The organism is Streptomyces chengmaiensis, assembly GCF_029846775.1.
Taxonomy (GTDB): Bacteria; Actinomycetota; Actinomycetes; order Streptomycetales; family Streptomycetaceae; genus Streptomyces; species Streptomyces chengmaiensis.
On sequence record NZ_JARWBG010000017.1, the window covers coordinates 55906 to 68601 of the forward strand.

Here is a 12696-nt window from a genome sequence, read left to right on the forward strand (position 1 = left end):
CCCCCTCACGGGGGAGGAGGGCATCCGACCGGGCCGCCGGCGCTCAGCCGCCGAGCGTCAGCACATACTCGTCGATCTCCTTGCCGCGGGCGTGGGCGAAGCCCCGGTCCTTCCCGGTGACGCGGAAGCCGCACTTCTCGAGGACCCGCAGGGAGCCCGTGTTGTCGGCCGCCGCACGCGCGTGGAGCGGCCGCTCCGGCACCAGCTCCAGCAGTGCCCGCAGCGCGGCGGTGGCCACACCGCGGCCCCAGTGGTCGCGGCCGATCCAGTACGTCACCTCACGCTCTTCCTCGGGCCCGTACACCGCGGCGTGGCCCACGGGCGCGCCGTCGGCCAGCACCGTGCGGTTGACGTCCCCGGAGGCGAGCACGCGCGCCCAGTGCGCGTCGAAACGGGCGCGGTCGGCCGGGTCTTCCGGCATGAAGGCGGCCATCCGGGCGGCCTCGGGGTCCTGCATCTGCTCGAAGAACAGATCCAGGTCCTCCGCGCGCACCTCACGCAGCGATATCTCCATGTCAAAGCCTCCTGGTGGCGAGTGTCAGCCGGTCCCGCGTGTCGAGGAGCGCGTCCTTGACCGTCTGCTTGTGCGCGGGCGTGAGCCGCGTGGGACAGCCGACGGCCTTCTGGACCGCGGCGAGCGAATGCATGCCGGGACGCCCCGCGAAGAACTCCAGCAACTCCACGGTCCGCACCGCGGACTTGACCTGGGCCCCGCCGGAGTCGGCTGCGGCCATACCCCCTCGCCCCCTTCCGTGTTCACCACCAGGAACGCCGTTGAGCCTATCGGGGGGACGGCTCGGCGACGACCGAACGCCGCAACCGCAGCCGTGCCCTCCGGCGTCCCTCGCACCATGATCCGAAACGCGATCCACGCCGACCTCGACGCCGTCGTCCGGACGCATGCCGAGGCCCGGGCCGCGTACTACCGCGGACACATCCCCGACGAGTTGTTCGACAGCCCCGAGGTGCACGCCCGCAGCAGGGCGGCCTGGGAGGCGGCCATCGGACGCGGCGCCGTGCTGTGCGCCGAGCACGGTGGCACCCTGGCCGGGGTCGCCGCGTTCCGGGAGGGGGAGGAGGGCGAGGGGATGACGTTGACACAGCTGCACGTGGCCCCCGCGCACTGGCGGCGCGGCATCGGGACGGCGCTGCACGACGCGTGTGTGCGCCGCTGGCAGACCGCCGGAGTGAGCCGGGCGCGGCTCGAGGTGTTCGAGCGCAACCTGCGGGCCCAGGCCTTCTACGCCGCTCACGGCTGGCTGCCGCACCCGCTGACGCCGAGACAGGGAAATCATTTGGTGCTGGTCCTGGTCCTGGCCGTGGCCGCGGCGGACGCCGGCACCCGTGACGCCGACGGCGTGTGCGCGGCGGGCGGCGACGGCAGCGGCTGAGCACCACGGAGGAGGACCGAGAGTAACGGGTTGACCGCCGGCGCACAGCGGCCAAGAGTGGCGGCATGGAGATCAAGGACGCCCAGGCCGAGTTCACGCCCGAGTCGGTTTATCTGAACAGCTCCACCTGCGGGCTGCTGCCGCGCCGCGCCGTGCGCGCCATCACCACGCTGGCGGAGGAGGTGGCCGCCGGACGCGAGGCCGGGGCCGGGGACATGGCGGCCGTCGACGCGGCCCGCGGCTCCTTCGCGCGGCTTGTGGGGGTGCCCGAGGACCGGGTCGCCGTCGGCGGCTCGGTCTCGGTCCACGTCGGGCTGATCTCCGCAGCGCTGCCGCCAGGCGCGGAAGTCCTCCTCCCCGAAGGGGAGTACGCCTCTGTGATCACGCCCTTCACGGTGCGCGGCGACCTCGAGCTCCGCTACGCGCCGCTGGACTCGCTCGCCGACGCCGTACGGCCCGGCACCCGTCTGGTGGCCTTCTCGGCCGTGCAGTCCGCCGACGGCCGGCTCGCCGACCTGCCCGCGCTGCGGGACGCGGCCGCCGCCTGCGGGGCCCGTACGCTCGTCGACGCCAGCCAGGCGGCCGGCTGGCTGCCGCTGGACGCCGGGGCCTGGGACTACACCGTCACCGGCGGCTTCAAGTACCTGCTCTGCCCGCGCGGCGCGTCCTTCCTCACCCTCACCGAGGACGCCCAGCGGGGGCTGACGCCTTTTCACGCCGGAACCTATGCGGCGGAGGACGAGTCGGGCAGCCTGTACGGGCCGGTGGAGCGGCTCGCCCGCTCCGCGCGCCGCTTCGACGAGCCCCCGACGTTCCTCGCGTACCACGGTGCGCAGCAGTCACTGGCGCTGCTGGAGGAGGTCGGGGTCGATGCGGTGTACGCCCATGACACCGCGCTCGCCGAGCAGCTCCGGGCGGGTCTGCGGCGGCTGGGGCACGAGCCCCTGGACAGCGGGAGCGGAGCGTCCGCGATCGTCGCCGTGCCGGGGCTCGGGCGACGGGCGGCGGAGCTGGCACGGGCGGGCGTCATCGCGGCGGACCGCTCGGGCAGCCTGCGGGTGTCCTTCCACCTCCACAACACGGCCGCCGACGTCGACCGGCTGCTGGACGCGCTGTCCGGCTGACCGGCGCGCCCCCCGGTTGCAGTCCGCTGTCCGGCTGACCGGCGCGCCCCCCGGTTGCAGTCCGCTGTCCGGCTGACCGGCGCGCCGCGGTCGCAGCTCGGTGTGCGGCGTACTCCGGAGGTCCTGCCCCGCTCGGGACCCGTGCCCGGCGACGGACGCGGTGCGTCCGAGCCCGGCCGCCCGCGCTGCGCGCGGATGCCCTGTGGACGTCTGCCTCCCCGCGCGACGCCCCGCCGCCACCGGCGTCGATTCGGCCCGATGCGCAAGCTCCGTACGGCGAGCGACAGCTGACGGCGACGTCCGTCGGGGCGGCCTGGCCGACGGGCGCGCCGCCGGAGGGGGTCCTGCAGGGAAGGCCGACGCCGGAGGAGGCCAGTGCTGGGGAGGCCGGTGCTGGGGAAGGCCTGTGTGCATGGCGTGCCGTGCAGCGGGCATCGCCCCTGGTGCGGCGCCGGCTCAGCCGCGGCGCTCCGGGCAGCCCGCCGCCTCGGGGCACAGACCGGCCTCGACCTTGGACAGCAGCCTGGCCAGTTCCGCCCGCTCCTCGGGGTCGAGGCCCGAGAGCGTGTACTCCTCCAGTTCGCCCCAGGCCGCGGTGACGTCGCACAGCAGCGCACAGCTGCTCTCCGTGGCCTCGACGAGCACCGCTCGCCGGTCCGCCGGGTCCGGGCGCCGCCGCACATGCCCGCTCTGCTCCAGCCGCTGCAGCATCTTGGTCACCGTGGACGGGTCGAGTTCGACGGCCTTGATCAGCTCGGACTGACGGACCGGCCCGGCCTCCCACAGGTGCATCATCACGAACTCCTGGCCCGGATACAGCCCCAGCCCCTTGAGCAGCCTGCCCGCGGCGATGCGGTGGAGACGGGCGACCCGGCCGATGGCGTGGCTCACCGGTCCGCTGGCCGCGACCTGCGGCAGCTTCGCGCAGGCAGGTCCCTGCTCCCCCTGCCGACTCTGTGGTGTCGCGGACCTCATCGCGGGCCTCCCTGGCCTTTCGACCTCCTGTGACGCTGCTTCGCCAGTCTCCCAGAAAGAATAACTTGGCCGACCAATAGTTTCTGCTACAGTGTCCCGCACGCCTTACTTGGCCGACCAATGATATGTCTTCACGGGAGTTCGCATGACCACCGCATTCGACCCGATCGACCTCTCCGGCGCGCAGCTCGCCAACCGCATCGCCATGGCTCCCATGACCCGCAGCCGGGCCTTCGGCCCGGGACTGACCCCCACGGAATCCGTCGCCACCTACTACGCCCAGCGCGCCTCGGCCGGCCTCATCGTCTCCGAGGGCATCCAGCCCTCCGCCGTCGGCCAGGGCTACCCCGACACCCCCGGCCTGCACAGCGCCGAGCAGGTCGCAGCCTGGCGCAAGGTCACCGACGCCGTCCACGAGAAGGGCGGCGTGATCTTCGCCCAGATCATGCACTCCGGCCGCATCGGCCACCCCGTCCTGCTCCCGGAGGGCCTGCACCCCGTCGGCCCCTCCGCCGTCGCCGCCCGGGGCCAGGTCTACACCCACGACGGTCCCAAGGACTTCCCCACGCCCAAGGCGCTGACCTCCGACGAGGTGCGCGCCACCATAGGCGACTTCGCCACGGCCGCCCGCAACGCCGTTGACGCCGGCTTCGACGGCGTGGAGATCCACGGCGCGAACGGCTACCTGGTCCACCAGTTCCTGGCGTCCGGCGTCAACCAGCGCACCGACGAGTGGGGCGGCTCGGCCGAGAACCGCATCCGCTTCGCCGTCGAGGTCGTCAAGGCCGTCGCGGCCGAGATCGGCGCGCACCGCACGGGGCTGCGGATCTCCCCGGCCAACCCGTACAACGACATGGCGGGGTCCGAGCCCGACGCCGAGGAGACGTACACCAGGCTCGTCGCCGCACTCGAACCGCTGGGGCTCGGCTACCTCCACCTCATGGAGGCCCTGCCCGAACTGCGGGAGACGACCCTCGCCCTGCGCAAGCAGTTCTCCGGGACCTTCGTCCTCAACCCGGCGACCGAGGGGTTCACCGGGCCCGAGGCGCTCACGCTGGTCGAGGACGGCGTCGCCGACGTCCTGGCCTTCGGAGCGCTGTTCCTCGCCAACCCGGACCTCCCGGCGCGGCTGCGGGCCGGCGGCCCGTACAACACCCCTGACCCGGCCACCTTCTTCGGGGGCGGGGACAGCGGCTTCACGGACTACCCGGCGCTGACCGCCGCCTGAGCGCGACAAGGGGGCCGGTCCGCACCGGACCGGCCCCCTCAGGGCGTCTGCTGCTGACGCTGCGTCACCGCACCGGAGTGAAGTCCCGCGCCCCGATGAACTCCGGACGCCGCACCGGCGCCGCGAACGGCTCCACGGCCGCGTTCTCCACGCTGTTGAAGACGATGAAGACATTGCTGCGCGGGTACGGGCTGATGTTGTCCCCCGAACCGTGCATGCAGTTGCAGTCGAACCAGGTCGCCGAGCCGGCCTTGCCGGTGAACAGCCGGATGCCGTGCGCGTCCGCGAACTTCGTCAGCGCCTCGTTGGACGGGGTGCCCGCGTCCTGCATCTGAAGGGACTGCTTGTAGTTGTCCTTCGGCGTCGCGCCCGCACAGCCCAGGAACGTCCGGTGCGACCCGGGCATGATCATCAGGCCGCCGTTGGTGTCGTAGTTCTCGGTCAGCGCGATGGACACCGAGACGGTCCGCATGTTCGGCAGACCGTCCTCCGCGTGCCAGGTCTCGAAGTCCGAGTGCCAGTAGAACCCGGACGCGCCGAAGCCCGGCTTCACATTGATGCGGGACTGGTGGACGTAGACGTCCGAGCCGAGGATCTGCCGGGCCCGGCCCACCACGCGCTCATCGCGCACCAGGCCGGCGAACACCTCGCTGAGCTTGTGCACCTCGAAGACCGAGCGCACGTCCCGGGACTTCGGCTCGACGATGGCGCGCTCATCGGCCCGCACCGCCGGGTCGGCGACCAGCCGCTCCAGTTCGGCGCGGTAGACCGCGACCTCGTCCTCGGTGATCAGCTGGTCGATCGCGAGAAACCCGTCCCGCTCGTAGCCGCTGAGATCGGCCGGGGTGATCGGGCCGGGCGCGCCCGGCGCGGAGTAGACGACCGGGTCCTGGCGGGGGACGGTCACCTCGCTCGTGCCACGGGTCGGGTACAGGTCGGTCAGTGCGGCGGCGGTCGCCATGGGTTCAGCCCTCCTCGGTCAGCAGCGGGTAGACGCCGTTCTCGTCGTGGTCCTCCCGTCCGGTCACGGGCGGGTTGAAGACGCAGACGCAACGGAAGTCGGTCTTGGGGCGCAGAGTGTGCTTCTCGTGCCCGTCCAGCAGATACATCGTGCCGGGCGCTATCCAGTGCTTCTCGCCCGTCTCGTCGTCGGTGAGCTCCGCCTCGCCCTCCACGCACAGCACGGCCTCGACGTGGTTCGCGTACCACATCGACGTCTCCGTGCCCGCGTACAGCACGGTCTCGTGCAGGGAGAAGCCGACCTTCTCCTTTGCGAGCACGATGCGCTTGCTCTCCCAGGTGCCGGACGCCGATTTCACATGGCGCTCGGTGTTCTCGATGTCCTTCAACGATCGGACGATCACGGTGTGATGTTGCCTTTCTCTTGCGTACGGGTGCAGCAGGCGGTCGCGGACGGGCGGCCCGCTCGGCTGACCGGGGCGGACGCACACGGGCGTCCACCCCGGTCGACGACATCGCCGACGCCCTCCCGGCAGGTTTCCCCGCCGCGGCGCCGGGGGCGGGAAAACGGTCAGGCCGTCTCGCGGACGGCGCGCGCCAGGATGCGCAGGCCCTCGTCCAGTTCCTCCGGGCTGACGGTCAGCGGCGGCAGCAGTTTGACCACCTCGCTCTCCGGGCCCGAGGTCTCCAGCAGCAGCCCCAGCTCGAAGGCGCGGGCGCAGACCGCCGTGGCGCGCGCCTTGTCCTCGAACTCCAGGCCCCAGACCAGGCCGCGGCCGCGGAAGGAGGCGCCGGCCTCGGAGCCGCTCTCCTCGACGACCGACAGCAGCGCACGCTCGACCTGCTCGCCGCGCGCCATGGTCTGCTTCTCCATCTGGCCGTCGGCCCAGTAGGCGTCGAGCGCGGCCGCGGCCGTGACGAAGGCCGGGTTGTTGCCGCGGAAGGTGCCGTTGTGCTCGCCCGGCTCCCAGATGTCCAGCTCCGGCTTGAACAGCGTCAGCGCCATCGGCAGGCCGTAGCCGCTGATGGACTTGGAGAGGGTGACGATGTCCGGGCTGATGCCGGCCTCCTCGAAGGAGAAGAAGCCGCCGGTGCGGCCGCAGCCCATCTGGATGTCGTCGACGATCAGCAGCATGTCCTGGCGGTGGCACAGCTCCTGCAGGGCGCGCAGCCACTCGACGCGGGCGACGTTGATGCCGCCCTCGCCCTGCACGGTCTCCACGATCACGGCGGCGGGCTTGTTCAGCCCGGAGCCCTGGTCCTCCAGCAGCCGCTCGAACCACAGGAAGTCCGGCACCTGGCCGTCGAAGTAGTTGTCGAACGGCATCGGCGTGCCGTGCACCAGCGGGATGCCGGCCCCGGCGCGCTTGAACGCGTTGCCGGTGACGGCGAGCGAGCCGAGCGACATGCCGTGGAAGGCGTTGGTGAACGACACGATCGCCTCGCGGCCCTTCACCTTGCGGGCCAGCTTCAGAGCTGACTCCACGGCGTTGGTGCCCGTCGGGCCGGGGAACATGACCTTGTACGGCAGGTCGCGCGGCCGCAGGATCACATTCTGGAAGGACTCCAGGAACGCCCGCTTGGCCGTGGTGGCCATGTCCAGGCCGTGGGTGATGCCGTCGCGCTCGATGTAGTCGATCAGCGCGCGTTTCAGCACCGGGTTGTTGTGCCCGTAGTTGAGTGATCCGGCGCCGGCGAAGAAGTCGAGGTACGTATGGCCGTCCTCGTCGTGGAGGTAGCTGCCCTGCGCACGGTCGAACACGGCGGGCCAGCCGCGGCAGTAGCTGCGCACCTCCGACTCGAGGGTCTCGAAGACGCTCAGGGCGGGCGGGGTGATGGTCACAGCGTTTCTCCAGGGAGATGGGGGTGGTGGTCTGGTCGGTGACAGCCGGTCTTGCGGGACGCGGCCGGATCCAGGGGAGGACGGCCGGTCACCCGGGTGCGGCGGTCAGATGGCGACGGGGCCGATGCGGTAGAGCACTTCGGGCTGGTGGGTTCCCTCGGGGAACAGCCCTCCGTCGAAGAGGACCTCACGCTCCAGGGACGCTCCGTGACGCTTGGCATACGCGGTGAACAGCCGGTCGGAGGCGGTGTTGTCCGGAGTGATGGTCGTCTCGATCTCCCGGATTCCGCGCGTCTCGACGACCTTGGCGGTCAGCGCGTCCAGCAGCCTGCCGGCCAGCCCCTTCCCCTGGTGCGCCCGGTCGACGGCGACCTGCCAGACGACCAGCGCCTCGGGGCGGTCGGGGCGTACATAGCCCGTGACGAAGGCGACGGGCTCGCCGTCGGCGCCGCGCGCCACGACGGAGGTCGCCGCGAAGTCGCGACACCACAGCAGGTAGCTGTACGAGGAGTTGAGGTCCAGGACCTCGGAGTCGCGGGCGATGCGCCAGATCGCGGCTCCGTCCTCCACTCGCGGGGTGTCGATCTCCATGAATTCGCTCGGGCCTCGTACAAGGTCTTCTTGTGCGGCGGTCATGTCCAGCAAATTTACCGAGCTAATTTTGAAATTGCATCGGGGGAAGGGGTTGGGCAGGGCGCGATGATGTGTTATCGCGCGGGCGCGACCCGGATACGATCGCGCCGTGAGTATGTCCGTGTTTGCGCTGTATATAAGGGGTGAATCGGGCGGCCTGTCGAGTAGGTCACACGTTAGTAACTGTCGCGAGACCTGTCCGAATTACGGTTGCCGATCCTGTCGAAACCTTGGCGTTTAGGATCGGAGAACCGGGGCAGAAGAATATGGGAAGCTGCCCTCAATAAACCGCTTTCGAGTATTCGGGAATTCGTCAGGAATTTCTTCTGCGGGAAATCGGGAGGGCGGCCGGGTCGCTGCCGGGCGCATCCGGGCCCTCGCGCGGTCCTCGTACAGTGCAGGCATGAGCGATCACGTGGTGCTGCATGTGAAGGGGAGGGTGCTCGTCGGGCCCGAGGAGGTGCGCGACGAGCTGTGGGCGGTCGACGGCCGCATCACCTACCAGCGGCCGCGCGACCTCGAGGCCCTCACCGTCGAGGGCTGGGCGCTGCCGGGGCTCGTCGACGCGCACTGCCACGTCGGCCTCGACCGGCACGGCGCGGTCGACGCCGCGACCAGCGAGAAGCAGGCCGTCACCGACCGGGACGCGGGCACCCTGCTGATCCGCGACGCGGGCTCCGCCGCGGACACCCGCTGGATCGACGACCGCGACGACCTGCCGAAGATCATCAGGGCGGGCCGTCATATCGCCCGCACCCGCCGCTACATCCGCAACTACGCGCATGAGATCGAGCCGGGCGATCTGGTCGCCTATGTCGCCCGGGAGGCGCGGCGCGGCGACGGCTGGGTCAAGCTCGTCGGCGACTGGATCGACCGGGAGGCGGGGGACCTGACCGCCTGCTGGCCGCGCGGCGAGGTCGAGGCGGCCATCGCCGAGGCCCACCGGCTGGGCGCGCGCGTCACCGCCCACTGCTTCGCCGAGGACTCGCTGCGCGATCTCGTCGAGGCGGGCATCGACTGCATCGAGCACGCGACCGGCCTCACCGAGGACACCATCCCGCTCTTCGCGGAGCGGGGCGTCGCCATCGTGCCGACGCTGGTGAACATCGCGACGTTCCCGCGGCTCGCGGCGGGTGGCGAAGCCAAGTTCCCGCGCTGGTCGGCCCATATGCGCGCGCTGCACGCCCGCCGGTACGACACCGTGCGCTCCGCCTACGACGCGGGCATCCCGGTCTTCGTCGGCACCGATGCGGGCGGCTCCCTGGCGCACGGCCTGGTGGCGGCGGAGGTCGAGGAGCTGGTGAAGGCGGGCATCCCGCCCGTGGAGGCGCTCTCGGCGACGACCTGGGGCGCGCGCGCCTGGCTGGGCCGCCCCGCGCTGCAGGAAGGCGCACCGGCGGATCTGGTGGTGTACGACAGCGACCCGCGCGCGGACGTCAGAGTGCTGGCCGGGCCGCGGCGGGTGATCCTCAACGGCCGGGTGATCGGCTGACCGGTCGGCGCCCTGCGTCCGCTGCCGTTGACGGGCCGTGACCCCCGGCGCACGGCGTTCGCTTCTCCGCTCTGCGGACGCGCCTGTGAGTCAACCGGCGTACTCCCCCTCCGCCGCCACAGGAGCGACCCAGGGGAACAGTCGTACCGAATGAATCGAATGCGAGCGCGGAAACCCCACTTTGGGGTGAACTCACGTCAGGTGTCTGTCGGTTCACTCTCAGTGCGTAAAGATGCCGGTGTCTGACGTCGCTGCCGTCCCTGTGTCCCCAGGGGCGGCAGCGACACCGTGTCTCTTGTGGGGGTTCCACCGTCTTGAACAGCAACACCTTCCGCATGCCCGCACGCCGCCGCGGCGCGTCCCGCCGCCGTGCCGCCGCCGTCACGGCGGCCGCCGTCGCCCTCGCGTCGGGCTCCGTCGTCCTCGCCGGTCCGGCGCATGCCTCCGGGGGCGAGGGCGGCAAGGGGCGGGCAGCGGCGGCCGTGCTCCGCACCGACCTCGACGTGTCTCTGCTCGACAAGGCAGTGGTCCCGCTCACGGCCACCCTCAACGAGGTGAAGGCCCCCGCAAGCGCCGAGAAGACGGCTCTGACCGCGAAACTCGACGGGGTCGACCGGGGCAGGCCCTTTCAGGTGCTGCGGGCGGACGTCGCCACCGCCAAGGCCACCGCGGACCGACGCCGGGCCGAGGGCTACGTCCATCTCGCCCGCGCCCGGGTCCATGTGCCGGGGCTGCCGCTGCTGTCCCTGATCGAGGTCCGGAAGGTCACCTCCAAGGCCGTGTGCGAGGTCGGCGAACACCCCGTCGTCAAATCGAACGTGCTCGGGGATGTGAAGGTCCTCGGCAAGGAGGTCAATCTGACCGCCGGCGGCACGGCGGACGTCGACGTCCCCGGCGTCGGCAGGGTGACCCTGCATCTGTCGAAGACCCAGACCACCTCCCGCACGGCGGCCGCCACGGCCCTGGAACTCAAAGTCACCGTGAATCCCGTGCGGCTCAATGTCGCCGACGTCCAGGGGACGGTCACCCTGGCCAAGGCGACCTGCGAGTCACCCGGGCAGGGCGGCGGGCCCGGCGACGGCTCGGAAGCAGCAGAGGCAGCGGAGGCAGAGCAGGCAGAGCAGGCAGAGCAGGCAGGGAAGCCGCAGCAGCCCGGCCGGGAAGGACAGCCGGAGCAGCCGCAGGACGACGCCAAGGCCGCGGAGCCGGGCGGGGAAACCGGGGGGCAGGGCGCATCGGCCGGGACCGGCAGCACGCTCTCCGTGCAGTCCGACGCTGCCCAGCCGGCCAAGGAGAACCTGGCCGCCACCGGCAGCAGCTCGGCGACGCCCTACCTCGCGGGCGGCGCGGCCCTGCTGCTGGCCGCGGGCGGCAGCGTACTCGCCTTGAGCCGCGCCCGCCGGAGCCGCGTGCAGAACTGAGCCGCGCCAGCCCGGGCCGCGTGCAGAACTGAGCCGCGCCCGGCCGCGTCCGCGGGTCTTCCCCCTCCCCACCCCTTCCCGTATCCGAGGCTCCGCCCCGGACCCCGCTCCTCAATCTCCCTCAGCCGCCTCCCGGACGAAGTCCGGGGGGGATTGGGGAGATTGAGGACACGGCCGAAGGCCGTACGGCCGATCGAGGCTCACTTCCCGAGAGGCTGCGTGAAGCGCAGCAGATTGCCCGCGGGGTCCCGGAACCCGCAGTCGCGTACGCCGTAGGGCTGGTCCATCGGCTCCTGCAGCACCTCGCCGCCCGCCGCCCTGACGCGCTCGAAGGTGGCGTCGCAGTCGTCCGTCGTGAAGATGACACCGCGCAGCAGGCCCTTGGCCATCAGCTCCGCCATGGCCTGCCTGTCATCCGGTGAGGCGTTCGGGTCGGCGACGGGCGGCTCCAGGACGATGTTCACGTCCGGCTGCGAGGGCGCCCCGACGGTCACCCACCGCATCCCCTCGAAGCCGACGTCGTTGCGTACCTCAAGACCGAGCACATCGCGGTAGAACGCGATCGCCTTGTCGTGGTCGTCGACGGCGATGAAGCACTGCGAAAGCCTGATGTCCATGCTGCTCAGGCTACGGCCGGGCGGCAGGGCGCGCTTCTCCGTTCCTGACCGGTCCGCTTCTGACCGGCCGCGTATGGATCTTGGCCATGCATGCCGGGATGGCGGCGCCGTCGTCATGGCTCCGGGCCCGGTAGGCACTCGGGCTTTCACCGACCAACTGGCTGAAACGCGAGCTGAACGACCCCAGCGACGTACAGCCGACGGCAAAGCAGACCTCGGTCACCGTGAGGTCGCCGCGCCGCAGCAGAGCCTTGGCCCGCTCGATGCGGCGGGTCATCAGATAGCCGTACGGCGTCTCGCCGAACGCGACGCGGAAGCTGCGCGAGAAATGGCCCGGAGACATCAGGGCGTCACGGGCCAGCGCCGGGACGTCGAGAGGCTCGGCGTAGTCGCGGTCCATCCGGTCGCGGGCCCGCCGCAGCCGGACGAGGTCGTCGAGATCCTGCCGTCTCACCCGATCATTTTCCCACAGCGGCCGCGGCGAGGAACGCGAAACGAGGTCGGCGAAGCGAGCGCCGAGGGAACGCCGACGGGCCGGTCAGGAATGGAGAAGCGCCGGTCGCCGGGCCGTGCCTAGCCTGGCCGACATGGACGTCACCATTCACTGGACCTTCCTCCCGCATCACGACCCGGACGCCTCCCTGGCCTTCTACCGCGACACCCTGGGCTTCGAGGTCCGCAACGACGTCGGATACGACGGGATGCGCTGGCTCACCGTCGGCCCCGCCGGCCAGCCCGGCACGTCCGTCGTCCTGGAGCCGGCGGGCGCCGCGCCCGGCATCACCGACGACGAACGCCGCACCATCGCCGAGATGATGGCCAAGGGCGCCTATGCCCGCCTCACCCTGGCTGCCGCCGACCTCGACGGCGTCTTCGCGCGGCTGCGGGCCGGCGGCGCCGAGGTCGTCCAGGAGCCGACCGAGCAGCCGTACGGCATCCGCGACTGTGCCTTCCGCGATCCCGCCGGCAACCTGATCCGCATCAACGAGCTCCGCTGAGCCGAGATGCCGGA

General features: G+C 71.4%; 14 protein-coding genes and 1 pseudogene. 6 read left to right on the top strand and 9 right to left on the bottom strand.

The window, feature by feature from the left end; genetic code table 11:
- Nucleotides 1-43: 43 nt before the first annotated feature.
- Nucleotides 44-514: a GNAT family N-acetyltransferase gene (locus QCN29_RS16415; RefSeq protein WP_279928836.1), complete on the bottom strand. Its 471-nt coding sequence runs from the start codon at nt 512-514 to the stop codon at nt 44-46.
- A 91-nt stretch (nt 515-605) separates the two neighbouring features.
- Nucleotides 606-716: pseudogene (locus tag QCN29_RS16420) on the bottom strand (IclR family transcriptional regulator); the annotation flags it as partial.
- A 135-nt stretch (nt 717-851) separates the two neighbouring features.
- Between QCN29_RS16420 and QCN29_RS16425 the strand changes: the two are divergent.
- Nucleotides 852-1391: a GNAT family N-acetyltransferase gene (locus QCN29_RS16425; protein ID WP_279928838.1), complete on the top strand. Its 540-nt coding sequence runs from the start codon at nt 852-854 to the stop codon at nt 1389-1391.
- 65 nt (nt 1392-1456) lie between these two features.
- The gene (locus QCN29_RS16430; protein ID WP_279928840.1) at nt 1457-2515 is read left to right on the top strand and encodes an aminotransferase class V-fold PLP-dependent enzyme; all 1059 of its coding nucleotides are present in this window, start codon (nt 1457-1459) and stop codon (nt 2513-2515) included.
- A gap of 456 nt (nt 2516-2971) precedes the next feature.
- On the opposite strand, the gene QCN29_RS16435 is transcribed toward QCN29_RS16430, so the two are convergent.
- Nucleotides 2972-3490: a MarR family winged helix-turn-helix transcriptional regulator gene (locus QCN29_RS16435; protein ID WP_240135838.1), complete on the bottom strand. Its 519-nt coding sequence runs from the start codon at nt 3488-3490 to the stop codon at nt 2972-2974.
- A gap of 145 nt (nt 3491-3635) precedes the next feature.
- Between QCN29_RS16435 and QCN29_RS16440 the strand changes: the two genes are divergently transcribed.
- Complete coding sequence (locus QCN29_RS16440) at nt 3636-4718, top strand: alkene reductase (RefSeq protein WP_279928842.1); 1083 nt, start codon at nt 3636-3638, stop codon at nt 4716-4718.
- Between the two features lie 64 nt (nt 4719-4782).
- Here QCN29_RS16440 and thpD read toward each other — a convergent pair whose 3' ends face one another.
- The 4 genes from thpD to ectA all read right to left on the bottom strand — a co-directional run bounded on the left by thpD (nt 4783) and on the right by ectA (nt 8157).
- Nucleotides 4783-5679 carry an ectoine hydroxylase gene (gene thpD / locus QCN29_RS16445; protein WP_279928845.1) on the bottom strand — a complete coding sequence of 299 codons (897 nt, stop codon included), beginning with the start codon at nt 5677-5679 and terminating at the stop codon, nt 4783-4785.
- Nucleotides 5680-5683: 4 nt separating this feature from the next.
- Entirely contained in the window at nt 5684-6082 is a 399-nt protein-coding gene (locus QCN29_RS16450) for an ectoine synthase (protein ID WP_240135835.1), read from the bottom strand.
- A gap of 167 nt (nt 6083-6249) precedes the next feature.
- Nucleotides 6250-7521, bottom strand: a complete 1272-nt coding sequence (ectB, locus tag QCN29_RS16455) for a diaminobutyrate--2-oxoglutarate transaminase (protein WP_240135834.1) — start codon at nt 7519-7521, stop codon at nt 6250-6252.
- 105 nt (nt 7522-7626) lie between these two features.
- Entirely contained in the window at nt 7627-8157 is a 531-nt protein-coding gene (ectA, locus tag QCN29_RS16460; RefSeq protein ID WP_279928847.1) for a diaminobutyrate acetyltransferase, read from the bottom strand.
- 400 nt (nt 8158-8557) lie between these two features.
- Between ectA and QCN29_RS16465 the strand changes: the two genes are divergently transcribed.
- Nucleotides 8558-9646 carry an amidohydrolase family protein gene (locus tag QCN29_RS16465; protein ID WP_279928849.1) on the top strand — a complete coding sequence of 363 codons (1089 nt, stop codon included), beginning with the start codon at nt 8558-8560 and terminating at the stop codon, nt 9644-9646.
- Nucleotides 9647-9960: 314 nt separating this feature from the next.
- The gene (locus tag QCN29_RS16470; RefSeq protein WP_279928850.1) at nt 9961-11067 is read left to right on the top strand and encodes an SCO1860 family LAETG-anchored protein; all 1107 of its coding nucleotides are present in this window, start codon (nt 9961-9963) and stop codon (nt 11065-11067) included.
- 200 nt (nt 11068-11267) lie between these two features.
- On the opposite strand, the gene QCN29_RS16475 is transcribed toward QCN29_RS16470, so the two are convergent.
- Complete coding sequence (locus tag QCN29_RS16475) at nt 11268-11684, bottom strand: VOC family protein (protein ID WP_240135830.1); 417 nt, start codon at nt 11682-11684, stop codon at nt 11268-11270.
- Between the two features lie 10 nt (nt 11685-11694).
- Nucleotides 11695-12138, bottom strand: a complete 444-nt coding sequence (locus QCN29_RS16480; protein WP_279928851.1) for a helix-turn-helix transcriptional regulator — start codon at nt 12136-12138, stop codon at nt 11695-11697.
- 133 nt (nt 12139-12271) lie between these two features.
- On the opposite strand from QCN29_RS16480, the gene QCN29_RS16485 reads away from it, so the two are divergent.
- The gene (locus QCN29_RS16485) at nt 12272-12682 is read left to right on the top strand and encodes a VOC family protein (protein ID WP_279928853.1); all 411 of its coding nucleotides are present in this window, start codon (nt 12272-12274) and stop codon (nt 12680-12682) included.
- Nucleotides 12683-12696 lie beyond the last annotated feature (14 nt).